The sequence below is a fragment of the Bacteroides faecichinchillae JCM 17102 genome (assembly GCF_000614145.1).
Lineage (GTDB): Bacteria > Bacteroidota > Bacteroidia > Bacteroidales > Bacteroidaceae > Bacteroides > Bacteroides faecichinchillae.
In genome coordinates, this window is sequence record NZ_BAKK01000061.1 from 1 (window position 1) to 18,373 (window position 18,373).

An 18,373-nucleotide genomic window follows, 5' to 3' on the forward strand; every position below is an offset into this window, starting at 1 on the left:
TTTCTTATAAGATATGTCAAGACTGGACTTGTCTGTAAAGCTGATTTTTGACGATAAGTCATTTCTGATAAAGCCCTCCAAGCCTATGCCCTTTAATTGTTTAATTATAGTTTCTCTATCTTGTTCGCTATGTATAATATCACTGTATGTATTGACAAAATGCTGCAAGGCTGCTTGAATGATTCTGATTGTGTCCTCCCTTTCAACAACATAGCTTTTCTTGTTGTTCTTCTTTAGGGTGATACTGGTAGCTTCCAATAGGGTAGCATGAAAATAGCTAAAGTCCTCCAATACTGACTTATTTAATGCAGGTGCGTTTGTGCCAATATCCTCTATAAAGTCATATACGAACAGAAGTAGATACCAAAACTTGCTAACGTCCAACTTATACGCTTCAATGGTATTCTGTAAATCTTCATTAGTCAGGAACTTCTCTTTGAAAGAATCATTCAGCTTTCTGTATTTCCGTTTCTTGTATTCTTCCAAAGTTCCTTTGAATGTTTTCATTTCTTTGCTCCTCTCGTACCTTTCTTCAACGGACAAGTTTCTTTCCGCATATCTGTTGGCGAATATGGCAGGTGCGGAAGATTCTACGGGTATCATTCCCGTATCTGTTTCCACATAATCGGGTAGGAAGTGATTGGCTACTTCCCACACGTATTCTAAGAGTGGTTCATTTAGACATTTGTAGCTTTCATGCCAAGCCACTTTTAAATCGGGCAGTTTTTCTATTTGATACATAAGTCATTCATATTAGTTATACTGCAAAATAAAAGAAAAGTCTGCAATCTTTGCCAGATTACAGACTTCTTTTTGTTATAGTAGGTTCTGCATAAAGGCAAACGATATTCATTTACCAAATACATATTTCACAACTTTGGCATTAGCCTTGTTCTCATTTACGAAGTCCCGTTCAATATAAATATCTGTCACTTTCATAGAATCATCTATATGGTTCAGTGCTGCATGGACTATATATTTATCTATACCAACTTTATTAAGCGCAATGGTAGCCCATGAATGCCGCGCTGCGTAGTATTCCAAATCATCTACTCCTAATATTGTACCAATTTCTTTTAAGCCGTAGTTGATAGCCTTATTGAAACCTTTTTCGTCTGCATAGTATTGGTAAAAATTAAATAAGCGTTTACCACTTTTATCTCTGTATTTCTCTATAAGTGGTAATGCGATTTTAGGTATATCCACTTTCATTTGAGCATTATCCAATCTACGGTCTTTCGTCTTGGTACGATTATAAGTAATGGTATTGTTCGCCATTTCTGTAGCATTATATAAATCGGCTGAATTAATGCCCATCAGACAGAATGATAGAATAAAGCAATCTTTTGCCAAATTATAGCGGCAAGTGGACTTGTAGCCTTTCTTCATATCTTTATAGGGTAGCTTCCATACCTTCTTTATAATATCTGTCGGGATAGCTCTCTTTCTTGTTGCTTCTTGCTTGGGTATCTCAAAGTCTATAAATGGGTTGTTAGGTATCAACATGAGATTATTCTCTCTCTTGTTATACTTCTTTTGCGCTTCTTTAAATAGTTTCTTTATGCTTACCAAATAAAGAGATAAAGACCGATTAGAGGGAACACGTTTACCTTGCTGAATCAGTTTTTTGGTTCGTATTTCACGCTCTTTATTCAAAAACGCTTTGAAGTTCTCTAAAAAAATGGTTGTAATCAGATTTACATCCAATTCCTCTTTACCTATGAAACGGACTAAAGCATTTATGGCGGTGGTGTAGTTAGGTGCGCCTTTGATAGTAGTTGAGGCTATCCACTCACGACTGAACTTTATAAAGTCAATGGTTTGCTGCTTTTGATGCTCCCCATCCAAGTAGTCCATTACTTCATCAATGGTGTAGTGGTTTAATTCAACTTGCAGTTTGGCACATTTCTCTTGATAACTGCGAATAAGAGAATCTATCTCTTTTTTAATAGGTGAATTTTGCTTGATTTTCAGTTCTTTAGTCAAGTCTTTACTTGTGACGAATAGGCTTGTTGCCAGCCTTCTCATTTTTCTGTCAAGCGTGAATCTTAGCTTTACGTTGTAAGTACCATCAGACCGTAGTCCGTCTTTCTTGATTTCTGCGTTGATTGTCAGCATATTAATCCTTTTGTTTATCGGTAAACAAGCGGTAAACAAATGCTGCAAAAGATATGTAATTCTATTGATTTGAGCCTATCCCAATTCATAGTGAAGGACAAAAAGAAAAGCGCTAACTGCTTGATTTCTTGCAATTAACGCTTGTTTTCTTCGTGGACCAGCCTGGGCTTGAACCAGGGACCTCCAGATTATGAGTCTGTTGCTCTAACCAACTGAGCTACAAGTCCGGTGTACCCTTTTTATTGGATGCGGTGACAAAAGTAGTTCTTTTTGCCGAATTATGCAAGTCCTTTTAATAAAAAAATGTAAAGCTTTTCTTCTCAGAATTTATATTTTCGTTTTGGGTTCTTAGGGAACCAACCTTTTTTTACTCGATCTTCTTGTTCAAAGACTTCTTTTATAGTCCAGAGTGAAGTAAAAGCGAATACACCCAATAACGAAGATAGAATCACATTATCAATACTTAGTGAGGCAAAGACACCTGCAATACCAAGTATAAGGAATATCCACCAACATCTTGTCCCCCAATAATATTCAGCCTTTACCACTATAGGATGGAAAAGACCGATAATCAGAAAGGTGCAGATTCCAATGAATAATCCCCCCAGATGATACTCATTCAGAAACTCCATCTGGTTATTTTTCTATGCGAATTGGAATTTCTTTTTTAATACTTTGCTCCAGAGAGATTAATGTTTCTGTAGCAACTACGCCCGGAATTTCTTGCATTTTGTTATTAAGTAAGTCCATCAAGTGTTCGTTGTCACAAGCATAAAGTTTAGTTAGCATGGTATAAGGTCCTGTAGTGAAGTGGCATTCCACAATTTCGGGAATTTTTTGTAACTCTGCTACTACAGATTTATACATAGAACCTTTTTCCAACTTGATACCAACATAAGTACAAGTTCTATATCCCAGAGATTTCGGATTCACATGATAACCCGAGCCTACGATAACTCCGAGATCAATCAGTCTCTGTACGCGTTGATGAATGGCTGCACGGGATACGCCACACTCAGCTGCTACATCTTTAAAAGGGATACGAGCATTCTGCGAGATGATTTCTAGGATTTGTCTGTCGAGGTTGTCTATTTTTTCCATAATAATAAATTATATTTTCCAGTTGTTATCAAATAGTAAGCAAATATAGAGATTTATTTTAATTCTTCTTCTTTTTCGAGAAAAAAAAGAGGAAAAAGCAAAAAAAAAGAGGTGCAACTCGTTTGCACCTCTTCCCTTTCTTTATTTAAGCCAAGAATTTTCTTATTTCTTGTCCGGTTCGATTTCCACTAATTCAACTTCGAATACTAAAGTAGAGAACGGTTTGATTTGACCAGACTCTCTTGCACCATAAGCCAGTTCCTGAGGAATGTAAAGCTCCCATTTTGAACCTACAGGCATCATAGTCAGAGCTTCTGTCCAACCTTTGATTACTTGGTTAGCACGGAAAGTAGCAGGTTCATTACGTTTGTAAGAGCTGTCAAACTCAGTTCCGTCAATCAAAGTTCCTTTATAGTTTACTTTTACTTTGCTAGAGTCAGCGGGAATTGCTCCTGTACCTTCAGTGATAACTTTGTATTGAAGTCCGCTAGGAGTCGTTTTTACACCATCTTTGGTCTTGTTTTCAGCCAGGAATTTTTCACCTGCAGCTTTATTGTCTGCATATTTTTCTTCCATAGCTTTTGCTTTAACGGCTTCCATAGCTGTACGAGTATATATCTGAGCTTCATCCATAGACATCAAACCACCTTTTTCCAAAGCACCTGCGATGAAACCTGCCATAAAGTTATCTTTGCTGATAGTTTTAAGAGAGTCACCTGCAAATAATTCTTGGTTGATATTCTTAATCATACCATTGGTACCGTTGATTTGTTGACCGATTTGCAAACCTGCCATATAAGCAATTTCTTTCTTGCTTGTCTTGTCAGCGCCTTCGTTCAAACCTTTGATAAATTCTGCCATATAAGCAGTATCTACACCCAGACGTCCTACCAGATAGTCTTTCAGACCTTGAGTCTGAGCCATACCAATTGAATAAGACAATGAGTCAATGTCTGATTTCAGATTTGCTTTAGGAGCTTGAGCTGTACAAGAAGCAAGACTTGCAGCAGCAGCGATTGTCATAAAAATACTAACTTTTTTCATGTTGCTTTGAAATTTTTTATTTATAATACTTCAAGTAATTCTACTTCAAATACAAGTGTACTGTGAGGAGGAATCATTTCTCCGGCACCTTGTGCACCATAAGCTAACTCTGACGGAATATACAGTTTCCATTTTGAACCTTCCGGCATTAGCTGAAGAGCTTCTACCCATCCTGGAATCACTTGGTTTACCCCAAATACAGCTGGCTCACCGCGTTTGATAGAGCTGTCAAACAATGTACCATCAATTAATGTACCTTCATAGTGGCATTTTACCTGATCAGTAGCCTTTGCCTGTTTGCCATTTCCTTCCTTGATAATTTCATATTGTAATCCGCTCGGAAGGGTAACAACATTGGCTCTTTTTTTGTTTTCTTCCAGAAAGGCTTTACCCTGTTCGATACTGGCGGCACTTATTTTTGCTTCCAGTTCTTCAAAATATTTGTTTACTATTTCGCGGGCTTCCGTATGACTGATTTCAGTCTGGTTACCTTCAAATACGTCTTTGATAGCTTGTGCAAAGTCATCCACCTCAATGCCTTTTGCTCCCATACTTAATAAGTTTTGGCCTATTCCGAGACCAATAGCGTAACTAAATTTATCCATATAATGTTTTTATTGGAGATTGAACTATAGTCCTTCATGACTTTAACATTCAATCAATTGCAATTTTATAAGCCGCAAAAGTACACGTTTTATTTGAATGATTTAGCATTTAGTATTTAAAAATTCTTATATCGGCAAAAGTTCATTCTTTTCTTTATGATAACTTTCTTATAATTCGTTAATATATTTATCTAACCAAGTTAATCGTTGTTCAATGAAATCTTTCAGGAATTTAACCTCTTTTTCATAGCTTCCACGATCTATATAGTTAGGCCACATTACTTTATGTATGTCCCATCCGGCTCCGCCGTCTTCTACATTCCCGAAATTACGTGCGGCAGCACTTCCCAATTCGTTGGAACGATTCTGAACAAATTGTGGTAATTGGTCTAATTGAGGTTTTACTGTATTCCATTTCTCTTTTAGTGCTTTTACGAAAGCTGGGTCTCTAAATAATTGATCGAACCATGGTGAACAGGTTTTGATATACCAACCTTTTGGACCTGTTGATGATGCTCCTTGCTCTGTCGTAATGTGATTGGCATTACCAAATGCTATGTCGAAGTCCCATACAAGAGGCTGTTCTATAATATTATTATTAAGAATGGCCATATAACAACTCCCTCGCATATTTCCGTCACAATTCTTTGAGAGTTCCTGCACGATGAAGTATTTAACAAACGATTCTATATCTATATATTTATGATATCCATTTTCAGGATCAGTGAATTTATCGGAATATAGAACAGATTCAGCTTTATTATAGAAGTCTTTGACAAAGTTGAATTGTTCGTCAGTTGGTTCATCCGGATCTTTAAACATCATAGGCAATTTCTTTATATCTGTTTTGAAACGTGCTCCTTCATCATAGTGAAAGTCTAATTCCATGAGATAGTCACCATCAACAGATTTATCGGCTAAATTGATGTTGAGTCGTTCCTCGGAAACTTTGACATGTTCTGTCAAAGCGTAGACTCCCAGATATTTTCCATTAAGATATAATTCAACGCTAATAGATTTTGGAGTCCATCTCATGCCAACAATTCGTGAGATATTGAATGCAGTGATATTTCTTAAAAGTGATTTATCTGCATAATTAGCAAGCAAAGCCCAATCTTTATCAGTGCTCATTCCTAATAATTGTGTTTTTTTATCTAGCTTTATTCTATATGGCTTTTTCGGCATTCCCCAGGTTGAATTCCCACGTCCACGTATTCTAGCACTTCTTTCAATTGTAGTACCATCTGTATAGAGCTTACTGGGATCTTCTACTCTGATATTAGCTATTACATAATTTTCTTTATCTTTAATTTCAGCATTATTTTCTGTATCAATATAAATTTGAGGAATACGAATTGATCTTATGTTTACTAAATAATCGATTTTGGTCCCATCTTTTTTCTTCAGGCTATAAGTTAGAGGGGTTTCGAAATTGTTAGCAGTTTCACCACTTTCTTGTGCGGTACCATTGACTGTAACTGAAACACCACGATAACCAAAAGTTAAAACAAGTGATTCTGCAGAGACTCCTTCAGGTAAGATAGCGCTTATGGAGTTACCTTCGATAACAGCTATAATATCTTTATCTAATTCTCTGTTTTTTGCTGCCTCAAGAATAAATGAATAGATCCCTTCTTCTCCTTCTCTATTGATTATTTTTCTTTCTCCATCGTTTAGATAAACAGTAACAGCATTATTGTCATAGGCTATACATACAATGAGTGGGTCACCGGAACTGGATGTTTTAACCGGAATACCTAAATTAGTACCGTTTACTACCCATGTGTTTGTAAGTCCTTTGGTGACAATAGGAATTTCTTTGCCTGTAAAATCAATAACATAATATTTTATTGGGAGTTCTATAGTACTTTTATCACTTAAGGTAAGAGTGGTTGTTGCCCCTGTAGTCTTGATGTCACTGACCGTTAAAGATTTATCCAATGCATCTTCAAATTGTTGAAGAATTGTTGAAGTAGTAGTGATAACGGGTGGTGGTTCGTTTCCGTCATTATTACTTATATCTTTTTTGTCATCAGAGCATGAGAAGAGAAAAATTGATAGAATGAAACAAAGCCGTACGAAGCCTTGCAGAAATGATAAATTGTTCTTTTTCATAAATAAAAGTATTAAATTGGTTATTTAGAATATAGATTATATATGAGGTTAATAATGTAAATTCTTATGGGTTACTTGCTTGAATATCAGCAATTCAATTAGTTTCTGCAAGAAATATATACTGCTCAAAAATATGAAGTTTTTAGCTAACAAACAAGAAATTAACCTAGAAATTTTCTTTTATCATTGATTTTTGGAAGGAAAGTTATATTTATTATAGTAACAAAAACAAAATTACTTCAAAGTGTAAGATTACATGTGTTTAGATTTTCTTTTACCGACTATTCTCATTATTTTTGTATTGTTATATATTATAAGGTAAGGAGGATCGTTTATGAAGAATTTGGTAATATTGACAGGAGCTGGTATGAGTGCCGAGAGCGGAATTAGTACTTTTAGGGATGCAGGTGGGTTGTGGGATCGTTATCCCGTAGAACAGGTCGCGACCCCTGAAGGATACCAGCGTGATCCAGCATTGGTAATCAATTTCTATAATGAGCGTCGGAAGCAGTTGTTGGGGGTAAAACCGAATCGTGGACATGAACTGTTAGCAGAATTGGAGAAAGAATATCATGTGACAGTAATAACACAAAATATTGATGATCTGCATGAACGGGCGGGCAGTAGCCATATCATTCATTTACATGGTGAATTGACAAAAGTTTGTTCTAGTAGGGATCCATATAATTCTCGCTATATAAAAGAGCTGAAACCTGAAGAATATGAAGTAAAGGTAGGAGATAAAGCGGATGATGGTAGTCAGTTACGTCCTTTTATTGTATGGTTCGGAGAAGCTGTTCCGGAGATTGAAAAAGCGATTCTTTATGTAGAAAAAGCAGATGTTTTTGTGATTATTGGTACTTCGTTAAATGTATATCCGGCTGCGGGTTTACTGCATTATGTGCCACGAGAAGCAGGAGTTTATTTGATTGATCCCAAGCCGGTAGAAACACATACTTCTCGACCGATCCATATTATTCAGAAAGGGGCCTCTGAGGGAGTAGCTGAACTGAAGAGTATGCTGGGAATTGGGCGATAAAGATATTATTGTTACTTATTATTCCTATAAATATTAAGATACTTATGAAAAACAAACTATTAATAATTGGTGCTTTATTATTTTTTAGCTCATGCTTATGTGGACAGAATCAATCTTCTATCTCAAAAAAGGAGTTATTTGGAAATGAAGAGGATTGTTTTCAACATCCATGGCAAGGTAAACGAGTAGGATATATTGGTGACTCTGTCACAGATCCTAATTGCTATGGTAAGGAGATTAAAAAATACTGGGATTTCTTGAAAGATTGGTTGGGAATTACGCCTTTTGTTTATGGTGTAAGTGGACGGCAGTGGGATGATGTACCTCGTCAGGCAGAAAAATTAAAAACGGAGCATGGGGCGGAAGTTGATGCTATTATTGTCTTCATGGGTACTAATGATTTTAATAGTGGAGTGCCAATAGGAGAATGGTTTACTGAACAGGAGGATTCGGTAATGGCAGCTACTGGAGAAATAAAAAAGTTGGTAAAGCGCATACGGCGTATTCCAAATATGGATAAAGATACTTATAAAGGTCGTATCAATATAGGCATATGTCAGTTAAAGAAGCTCTTTCCTGATAAACAGATTGTCTTATTAACTCCTTTACATCGTTCTTTGGCTGAATTTAGTGAGAATAATGTGCAACCGGATGAGAGTTATCAAAATAGTTGTGGAGAATATATTGATGCTTATGTTCAAGCTATAAAAGAAGCCAGTAATATTTGGGGAATTCCTGTGATAGATTTTAATTCAATGACAGGTTTGAATCCGATGATTGAGGAGCAGCTTATTTATTTCAATAATCCGGATTTTGATCGTTTGCATCCAAATACTAATGGTCAGAAACGTATGGCACGTACATTGATGTTTCAATTACTTTCATTGCCAGTAACGTTTTAGAGACTCTTGGGATTTTGTTTCCCTTAGAGTTTTGAAGTAGATAATTAGATTAGGATTATTGGATAAAAAGTCAAAAGAGCTGTCTCCTATGGGTGAGACAGCTCTTTCTTCATGGTTTCTTATATACTATAATAAGTATATAATTATCACCATTGAATAGCCTGATCTTGATCTGGAATCAGCGTATTGATCTGGCGCTCCATTGTCATGGAACCTTTTACATCATATATTATCGGATTCTTTGGATCGGAAGTGAAGTCTGTATATTTATATTCTAAACGTAGAATCGTGATATGACGTTCCAAATAGGGTTTCGTTTCATGTTTTTGTACAATTAACTCATATGTACAGTCACCAACAGGCACGATATTAGCTCCACTTGTAGGGTCCCCTTGTTTAATGGTTAATGAACCAGCCATATTTCCATCTTTATTAAGCTCTCCTTCATTAAAGGTCACAATCACCTTATACTTACTGCGATTTTCATCTTCTTCCCATACTGAACCAGCATAGAAGAAGATTGAATTGTTGTCTACTACACGAGTTACGCGATTATCTACTATAGCTGGGTCGTTGGTAGTACCATCGACATAAATATTCATTAATGTGGTTGAATAAGTACCGGAATAGTCGTTATATAAGTTGATACCCAATAAAGCTTTACACCATCCCTTACGAATATTGCGAACATAAGACGGGTCCTCTTCAACATTTAATGGAAGCACCCATTTTTCATTTAAGTCTAATCCTTTCAGATTAAAATTAAGGGTGTAGTTTTGTACATTCTCACCAGCAGGTATTTGGCAAACCTCTGATGGGAAAGTATAAAAATTTTCAGGCAGTTGCCGATACCAAAGATCCTTACGTCCCACTGCAAATTTCTCCGTATTCAAGTGATAAAGTGTGTCGTTATCTACACCAATTTTCACGTTGATATTCCGTCCATTATCACGTGTACCGCTGACGATGACCGGTAACTCATAGGATGCAGTACCATCGGGTTGGTAACGCATATAAATGTCACATACGCCGTTGCTTCCTACCGGTGCTTTAAACGAAATCATCTGACTGTGGAGCTCTTCCTTCCATTCATCGTTGCATGACCCGAAGAAGACACATACAACTGACATAATTCCTAAAATATATAATTTCTTCATATTATATTTATTATTTACATTAATACCTTTAATCATAATCTTGCCATCCCGGTGCCTGAGTCATATTCTTATTACGTTTCAGTTCGTCATAAGTGATAGGCCAAAAGTACTGTTTTCGTGAGAAGGAAGTTTGAAGATTGGCTACTCTGACCGGAGTATAGAAAGCATCTCTGTGGTCTCTGTTAACTAAGGTGTTGCAACCATAGATCTGCTCACTTTCATGCTCTTCTGCAATCTTCCAACGACGTAAATCGAAGAAACGCTGATTCTCGTTGAAGAATTCGATTTGGCGTTCGTGCACAAGTTTATTAAAAAACAATTTTGGATCTTGGTAAACAGCATTATCGTAGTCTGGAAGCCCGGCACGCATACGAATCGGTTTAACGCCACGACGCATTTCTTCGATATCTCGTTTGATAGTATGTGTTTTACTTCCATCCCAAGAAGCAATATCGTAGCTTTTTCCTGGGGTCAAATTATTCAGTGATTCTGCATATATTAATAGGATGTCAGCATAACGAAGGGTAGGCTCTACCTTGTCACAGATGCTTCCTCCGTGGTTAGCACAATCTGTAGGATGAACATATTTTTTTACTCCAATGCCGGTGATCAGCCAATTCTGACCGCCATTGATACGACCATCGTCTGCACCACGATAATACCATCTTTGTATATATCTGTAATGTTCATCTTTTCCTTCTACGGCACTTGCACAATCCCATACACATCCATTGTAAGCAATTGATGCATAGAATCGAGGTTCTCTGTTTGTATATTCCATGTGAACGTCATTCGGTACGTGATCATAAAGATGATCCTGTTTGTTGTCATTAGTCACATATCCATCTGGACAAGTGGCACGGTCAAATGGTTCTCCCCATGCCATATCATATGCGTCACATTGTTTCTGTGTCACACCATGGATGTTCCATCCACCGCAGGAAGCCGGTAATTGATGTCTCACCAAATCAGCGATACCTTGTGCTGTTTCCAAGTTGTTTCCGTCTTTATTTAAACCACGGGTGAAGATCAATTCTGGGTTTTCTGCTGCGTACAACTCTCCGTTGAATATAGCACGATAAGATTCGAATGGATCTATGTTTTGCCATCCTTCAGGGAAGTTTTTATTGGAATAAATCTCATGTGGCGGTGGGGTAATTGTACTAGGATATGATTTATCATTATCTTGTTTTCGTACTCCTACCGTATAAATTCTATAAAAACCTGTCTCTTCTGCATATTCAATCATATCTTTTGCGGCAGCGGCAGCTTTCGCCCATTTCGACTCGTCATATTCCTGTGGGATTAGGATGCGTCCACTTTTATCTGTAAAGTCTGCCATTTCTGTATTTCCATTGGCTAATGGACTAGCCCCGTAAAGAAAGACTTTTGCGCGTACTGCCAAAGCTGCTCCTTTGGTCGGACGACAAATATTCAGGTTATCTCTCCTCTCGAATAATTCAAATGCAGCTTGCTGCATCTCAGAAGTTATAAACTCCACACATTCATCATATGTGTTACGTGGAAAACTTAATTCTTCATAAGATTTAGTATAATCGGCACCTTCTATCGGCATAATCGGCACCGGACCGTATTTTTTTAACAGTAGCCAGTAAAAATAAGCTCGAAGAAAACGCGCCTGTCCTTTTACGTCAGTGATTTCTTCTTGAGTGAAATCCTTATTTTTATATATATTATTGATTAAGATAGATGCTTGATAGATAGCATCATATGCCCAAGGCCATGAATTGGTATAATATCCTCCGTAGGAATATCCATATCCGTATTCACCCAATTTGAATTTACGGTAACGGTCTCCATTATTTCCTTCATTAAATGCTTGGTCATCAGAAAAATTAGTTGGACAGATGTCACTATGTCCCACTTCGATATTATCACCTTGCAGACGACTATAGCAAAATGACAGCCATTGCAATGTATAGTCTTTATTTTCGAATATATGATCGTTTGATTGTTGTTCTTTAAAGTATCGGTCTACATTTAAATAATCAGAACAAGAGGTGAAGCCAAGTCCGACTAATATCGCTCCCATCAATATATATTTTCCTTTTTTCATATTTCTTATTTATTATAGGTTATAAATTTATCGTTAAGCCTATTGTATAGGATTTAGCTAATGGATATTCTTGCCCGTTAGAACTTCCTAGTTCCGGATCCCACAGTTTGAAACTGGAGAATGTTAGTAAATTAGTTCCCATGAGATAGATACGTACATTATCCAAATGGATGCGGTTTACCAATCGTTTAGGAATTGTATAACCGATGTCCAGATTTTTCAGACGGAGATACGAACCATCGCGCAACCAATATGTAGAAGCGCGGTAATTATTAGAGTTGCCACCATAGCTTAGACGAGGATAGATTGCATTCGGGTTTTCATTCTCTCCTAATGACCAATAGTTTCCTGGCACATCATTTAGGATATTTCCCCAACTGTTTTCTTGGAATGGATAAACTGTAAATCCATTGATAAAGAAAGATGATTTACCAGCTCCTTGAAAAAGTACATTGAAATCTAATCCTTTCCATGCCGCAGAAAATCCAAATCCATAAATCATGTTCGGTTTAGTAGTAGCGCCAATAGGTACTACGTCATTATTATTAACAACTCCATCTCCATTTACATCCTTATATTTTATGTCACCGGGAGCTACCTCACCAAAATCTTGTCTGGGACTATTACGAATTTCATCGTAATTTTTGAATAGTCCTTCAGCAATTAATCCACGTGCTTGATTTACACGAAAGCCGGCATTCATATTATAAGAGTAATGGCTGAACTGTTCATCGTACTCTTTAATTTCATTCTTGCTATAGGTCATGTTGGCACGCAAAGTTAGGTCTAAGTTTCCAAATTTCTCATGGAAAGCAATATTTCCGTCAAATCCTTTAGACAAAACAGCACCTACATTGGCGTACGGAGCTGGGATATGGTTTAATCCGACACTTTGTGGTAAAAACTTACGGTTTAGATAAATTCCATCGCGTTGTTCGTGGAAATAATCAACCGTACCGCTAAGTTTGTCATTAAAAAGTGAAAAGTCTAAACCTATATCATGTTTTGTAGCGACCTCCCAAGTGATATACGGAGACGAAATTCTCGAATATGATAATCCTGGGTAGTAGTAAAGAGATGTTTTTATGTCACCATAATAATATCCATCTGCATCATAAGTTGCAAATCTTTCTACATAAGGGAAACGGATCTGAGTGTTACCATTCATCAATTTATCATTTCCTACTTTACCGTAAGAATAACGCAGCTTAAACATATTTATCCATTTGAGATTTTTCTTGATAATTGGTTCTTCTGCAATGTTCCAGGCTGCAGAGTATGCGGGGAAGAAACCGAATTGATGGCCAGTAGCAAAGTTCTCCGAACCATTGTAACCGAAGTTGAAATCAACGAAATAACGATACTTCCATCCGTAAGTAAAACGTCCGGCCAATCCCTGATGACGATATTGAATTCCGGAAACTATTCTTTCGTAACCCGCTAATTCATAATAATTTTTGTTATCCACTTTTTTATCTTGTGAATACTTCATAACGGCTCCTACCTGATGGTCACCAAAAATGCGGTTATAGTGCAACTCTGCTTCCAGATTCTCATATCGTGTACCGCTAGCTCCTGTTGTTGATAACATCAGCTGTTCAGTTTCTATCCTTGTAAACTGAAGTTTACCTTCAGTAGTACGTTGCCGTTCTGCTAACCAACTTTCCGGCCATCTGTAATGGTTATCACTATTATCTGTATTCGTATCAAAACCAAAACGTCCGTAAAACTTCAATCCATTTGTTATAAATTTCAGATCTTGTTCCAAATTGACAGTTGTCTGTATTTTATTTTTCCATTTTTCCTGATATCCTTGTTGTGTAATCAGTACCCATGGATTTCTTTTTCCACCATTTCCTTGTGCTCCCCATCTACCGTCACTGTATTGTGGAGGAGAGGCAATTGGATTATATCCCATCAAGGATTTCCAAATTTCACCATATTGGCTTCCTGGTAGATTTTGCTTATCCAATGAACCGGCTACACCAACTTTCAATAAAGTAGTTTTCGTTAAGTCAATATCTACATTCATACGATAATTCCAACGATGATAATTAGCATTGGTCTTATAGTCTTTCATGGTCCGATCTGATTCGTACATACCTCCTTCGTCCACGTAACTAGCTGAAATGAAATATCGTGCTACTGTACCACCACCGGTTAAGTCGATGTTAGCACGATAAGTAGGTGCTCCATCTTTCAATATCATTCCCATCCAGTCCACATTCGGGAAAAGATCAGGATCCAGTCCATTCTCGATTAGTTCTATATCACTATCAGAATAAGCTGCCGACTGATTACGTGTCATTAATGCTTCGTTCATCATACGGGCATAAGTCGGTCCATCTACAAATTCCGGAGTTTTTGTACGCGTATTGTAGGTCATCTCCGCTTTAGCATTGATACGGGTTTTACCTTCTTTTCCTCGCTTGGTAGTGATCAATACAACACCGTTGGCACCTCTTGAACCGTAGATAGCAGTGGCAGAGGCATCCTTTAAAACTGAAAAGGTTTCTATATCTTCTACGTTCAATTCATCCATACTACGTTCAAAACCATCTACCAATACTAAGGCACTTGATCCTGCACCGAATGTGGAGATACCTCTAATCCAGAATTCGGAGATATTGTCACCGGGTTGTCCTGAGGTTTGGCGCGCCATAATACCAGGTACATTACCTGCTAACGCATTTGTGATGCTAGATGTTGAGGTTTTCAATTGAGATACGTCCACTGTAGTTACTGCACCAGTTATAGTTACCTTTTTCTGTATACCGGTACCTGTTACTGTTACTTGGTCCAATACAGTCGATGAAGTTTCTTTCATCATAATAGAAAGCGCCTTATTGTCTTTCACAAGTATTTCTTGCTTGTCAAAACCAATGTAAGAAAACACCAAATATGAGTAGGCAGGGACCTTTATCTTAAAATGTCCATTTACGTCTGTCATCACACCTAAACTCGGCACGTTTTTTACAACAATATTTACTCCGATTAATGGCTCTTTGTTTTCTTCTGTGACCGTACCTGTCACTTCTATCATCTGTTGCTGATCTTGGGCATAGGACATATTTATCCATCCTATCATCAACAAAAACAGTAAAATATAATTCTTCATAAGTATGTGTTTATATAGTATTATTCTGTAGTTAAGTAACGAATTCCCTTGTTGTTGATATCGCCAATATAAAAGATTTCCTGCTCAGCATCGTAAGCTAAGGAAGTAGGTCGGTTGAAACGTGCTTCCGTCAGTGGAGCTCCGTCTACATAACCCGTATATTTCTTATCCGCATTATAGTTACTTCGTCCTGCTACCATAGTAGCTACACCTTCTGGAGTCAATTTCCATATACAATGATTTACATCATCACTGAAATAGAAATCGTAGAGTTCTTTCTTACCAGCTTCTTCATACTCTCTATTTTTTACGAATATACCAGCCCATGGCTCTTCAAATCTAGCTACGTTACCGACGCCTTCTGCGCATCCTTTTGAACTGAGAGAACCGGCTATTACTCTAGGTGTATCAAATAATTTTGTTTCTTCGTTGTAGTCAGATCTCATAATTGCTCCTCTTTGCGGTGCAAATACATACATATATTTTTCTGATGGATGTAGTAGCAATCTTGTGTGTGCTGAACCACCACCAATAGCTGTCAATGTGAAACATTTTATTGGCTTAACATCTATATTGGGTAGTATGTCATTAGCACGCTGCATCTTGTAAATCGCTCCATCATTCCAAGATGAATAAAAAACGGAACCATCTTTCATTGAGATACAACCATAACTACAGTATCCATAATTATAGGCACGAATTTTACGGAACTGCTCACTTCGTAATGCATAATATATGTTAGGGGCTGTGTTATCAGCTCCATGTCCATTATCATCCGGGAACAATAACGTGTCCCCATCAGCTGTGAAAGTGAAAGATACCATTTTTGCATATTGTGTTCTCGGGAAAAGCCGTTTTACATATCGTTGAGTAAGATTTAATTCACGAAAACCATCATAATAGTTACTCGAGAACAGTATTTGATCGCCATTCTCCGAAGGTTTAGGATCAAAAACCATCCAGTCATTAGAAGGACAAGATCCTTCACCATCGAAAGAGCCATCTTGAAAAGCGGAGTTGCCATCCTCATCTACTTTGCGAAGCAGGGTACCTACTACTGTTCTAGCTTCGTAGTTGAATGGTTCTTCAAATGTATAATCTGCAACAGTTTCACCGTTTTTACCATCTATTCGAACGCTTACGTTACCATTATAAGCACGTTTGGGAACCATGCAATAAAGTTTTTTGCCATCCGAACCAATGGTCATAGCCTCTTGCCCACCTATGTTTATGTGTATTTTAGAAAGGTCTTTCCCAAAATTACTACCCATAATGTACATTCGAGTACGTACCGGTCCTTCTTTAGGGGTAAAATCTGTAAAAACAACTGGTTGTGATGGATCAAAATCGTTAGGATCATTTTCATCCTTACAACCGACTAATGATATGCTACACAAAGCTAGCATGTAAATCAAGTGTTTATTCATAAATTAAATAATTAAAAAGGTTAATGTAATATATTATGTAAATTGTATTAAGACAATAGATTTTTTTTGATAGCTGAATTAATACAGTGTATTCTTATTTATTCAAGTACTATTCTGGTTTTGTTGTCAATTAGAGAACTTTAATGAGCATAGTTCTCGTCTATCATTAATTTGCTTTTATTATACTGAGATATTGTTTGTATAGCATATTTTATATATGTAACATAATGCGAATTATGTGTTTTTTAGTTGGGAAGGTAAAAAAGACTTGTTTAATAATGTAAAATATTGAATAGATGGAACTTATCTTCATGGTGGTGATAACTTTAAGATTTACTATTGTTTTAATATAGAAATATTAGAAGATTGCTTTTTGTAAACTTGAATAACTAGAGTGTGTAGAATACTCTAGTATTATTCCGTAAATAATACTAGCAAAATTACTATTACGTATATTGTGTAATTTAAAAGTGGATCAATCTAATAGTTTATATTAAAGTGTTCTTCTTAGTCCCAATTGCTATAGCGATGATTTTTTTGCAAAGTTAGTTTGGAATTATTCTTTTATAATAAACGTCAATGGTTTATTAGTGGAAACTTGTATGAGAATAATATCTCATGTAGAAAATCTAGTGATGCTACTTATAACGGAATAATAAGATAGTAAAGTACTTAAAGTTTATTCTTGTAATGATATAAACTTTTGATTAAGTCTTATTTAATATAGGTAAGATTTGCTGAAGTATTTTACAAAATGGATAATATTTTAATCCTACCGAATCTTTGTTAGTATGTTTTAATGAAAAGGATATGCTAATGAATGGAAACACCTAAGTTATTATGAAGAATTTATTAACATAGATATTTAGGCTAAGAAAAATGCAGGCAATATTTTAGTTCTATGGTATACTGAGACTTAATGAAAAGAACAAATACAATATATGAAGAAAGCCTTATCTGTTATTTCATTTTCTCTCTTATGATTATCTTTATCTTAATATAAATAGTCAATAACTAGTGATAGATACATTATATTTATGTAGAAGTCGTATATAATTATCTTTTGTGTTTTATAAGATGTTAAAGCTATGATTGTGATTTTTATACTTATAGTATATAGTTATTTAAAGTTTCGTTTTGAATAATATTATAAAACATAAAAAAGTGTTTTTATACCGAAATATATGTTGTAAAACAATGAAAAATTGGATAATTTACTTTTGTAACGCTAAAATGATTGAAATATTGTATCTTTTGATTTGTTTATTGTATCCGATTAGATTTTTCTTTGCTTTCTTTGTATTAAGGAATGTTGCATGAAAAACAATATTTATTAGTCGAATTTCTTTTGTTTTATGATGAAAATATGGCAAAAACGAAAAAAAAAGAATTTTTCTTTTGATTTATGTTTTTTTGTTCTATTTTTGTAGCGACAATAGAAATGAAACTATTTGTTAGCCAAATTTAAGAACACATAGAATATTATTATGAAAAAGATACACCTATCCGTAATATTCATGATTTTAGAAGCTACCAAACTTTTAAAATATCTATTTTTCATTTATATCTTAAATGCTGTATTCATTATATTCTTAAAGATACACAAATTATATATAGTCTGTAAACTAAGTGGTGCTATACATTCTTTATATTTATCAATTTTAAGAATA

The 18,373-nt window shown here is 36.0% G+C and carries 13 protein-coding genes and 1 tRNA gene; 2 read left to right on the top strand and 12 right to left on the bottom strand.

What is annotated here, in order from left to right; translation table 11 throughout:
• The 8 genes from JCM17102_RS18955 to JCM17102_RS18990 form a co-directional block, all read right to left on the bottom strand.
• The coding region (locus tag JCM17102_RS18955) for a hypothetical protein (RefSeq protein WP_025076299.1) at positions 1 to 741 on the bottom strand (741 nt) is incomplete at its 3' end.
• A gap of 108 nt (positions 742 to 849) precedes the next feature.
• The gene (locus JCM17102_RS18960; protein ID WP_025076300.1) at positions 850 to 2,118 is read right to left on the bottom strand and encodes a phage integrase SAM-like domain-containing protein; all 1,269 of its coding nucleotides are present in this window, start codon (positions 2,116 to 2,118) and stop codon (positions 850 to 852) included.
• Between the two features lie 153 nt (positions 2,119 to 2,271).
• Positions 2,272 to 2,345, bottom strand: a tRNA-Ile gene (locus JCM17102_RS18965).
• Positions 2,346 to 2,438: 93 nt separating this feature from the next.
• Positions 2,439 to 2,750 carry a DUF4491 family protein gene (locus tag JCM17102_RS18970; RefSeq protein ID WP_025076301.1) on the bottom strand — a complete coding sequence of 104 codons (312 nt, stop codon included), beginning with the start codon at positions 2,748 to 2,750 and terminating at the stop codon, positions 2,439 to 2,441.
• A 4-nt stretch (positions 2,751 to 2,754) separates the two neighbouring features.
• A complete protein-coding gene (locus JCM17102_RS18975; RefSeq protein ID WP_025076302.1) occupies positions 2,755 to 3,219 on the bottom strand; it encodes an Lrp/AsnC family transcriptional regulator in 465 nt (154 codons plus the stop codon).
• Between the two features lie 162 nt (positions 3,220 to 3,381).
• The gene (gene bamJ, locus JCM17102_RS18980; protein ID WP_025076303.1) at positions 3,382 to 4,263 is read right to left on the bottom strand and encodes a BamJ family beta-barrel-assembly machinery protein; all 882 of its coding nucleotides are present in this window, start codon (positions 4,261 to 4,263) and stop codon (positions 3,382 to 3,384) included.
• 20 nt (positions 4,264 to 4,283) lie between these two features.
• Positions 4,284 to 4,868: a BamJ family beta-barrel-assembly machinery protein gene (bamJ, locus tag JCM17102_RS18985; protein ID WP_025076304.1), complete on the bottom strand. Its 585-nt coding sequence runs from the start codon at positions 4,866 to 4,868 to the stop codon at positions 4,284 to 4,286.
• Positions 4,869 to 5,036: 168 nt separating this feature from the next.
• A complete protein-coding gene (locus tag JCM17102_RS18990; RefSeq protein WP_025076305.1) occupies positions 5,037 to 6,983 on the bottom strand; it encodes a CotH kinase family protein in 1,947 nt (648 codons plus the stop codon).
• Between the two features lie 334 nt (positions 6,984 to 7,317).
• Between JCM17102_RS18990 and JCM17102_RS18995 the strand changes: the two genes are divergently transcribed.
• Positions 7,318 to 8,022 (top strand): SIR2 family NAD-dependent protein deacylase, encoded by a 705-nt coding sequence (locus tag JCM17102_RS18995; RefSeq protein WP_025076306.1) that lies wholly within the window; start codon positions 7,318 to 7,320, stop codon positions 8,020 to 8,022.
• A 44-nt stretch (positions 8,023 to 8,066) separates the two neighbouring features.
• On the top strand, positions 8,067 to 8,924 hold the full coding sequence (locus tag JCM17102_RS19000) for an SGNH/GDSL hydrolase family protein (protein ID WP_025076307.1): 858 nt from the start codon (positions 8,067 to 8,069) through the stop codon (positions 8,922 to 8,924).
• A 146-nt stretch (positions 8,925 to 9,070) separates the two neighbouring features.
• On the opposite strand, the gene JCM17102_RS19005 is transcribed toward JCM17102_RS19000, so the two are convergent.
• The 4 genes from JCM17102_RS19005 to JCM17102_RS19020 are packed head-to-tail and all read right to left on the bottom strand — an operon-like array spanning position 9,071 to position 16,703.
• On the bottom strand, positions 9,071 to 10,081 hold the full coding sequence (locus JCM17102_RS19005) for a DUF4973 domain-containing protein (protein ID WP_025076308.1): 1,011 nt from the start codon (positions 10,079 to 10,081) through the stop codon (positions 9,071 to 9,073).
• 28 nt (positions 10,082 to 10,109) lie between these two features.
• Complete coding sequence (locus tag JCM17102_RS19010; RefSeq protein WP_025076309.1) at positions 10,110 to 12,158, bottom strand: RagB/SusD family nutrient uptake outer membrane protein; 2,049 nt, start codon at positions 12,156 to 12,158, stop codon at positions 10,110 to 10,112.
• Between the two features lie 19 nt (positions 12,159 to 12,177).
• Positions 12,178 to 15,276: a SusC/RagA family TonB-linked outer membrane protein gene (locus JCM17102_RS19015; protein ID WP_025076310.1), complete on the bottom strand. Its 3,099-nt coding sequence runs from the start codon at positions 15,274 to 15,276 to the stop codon at positions 12,178 to 12,180.
• 20 nt (positions 15,277 to 15,296) lie between these two features.
• Complete coding sequence (locus tag JCM17102_RS19020; protein ID WP_025076311.1) at positions 15,297 to 16,703, bottom strand: IPT/TIG domain-containing protein; 1,407 nt, start codon at positions 16,701 to 16,703, stop codon at positions 15,297 to 15,299.
• Positions 16,704 to 18,373 lie beyond the last annotated feature (1,670 nt).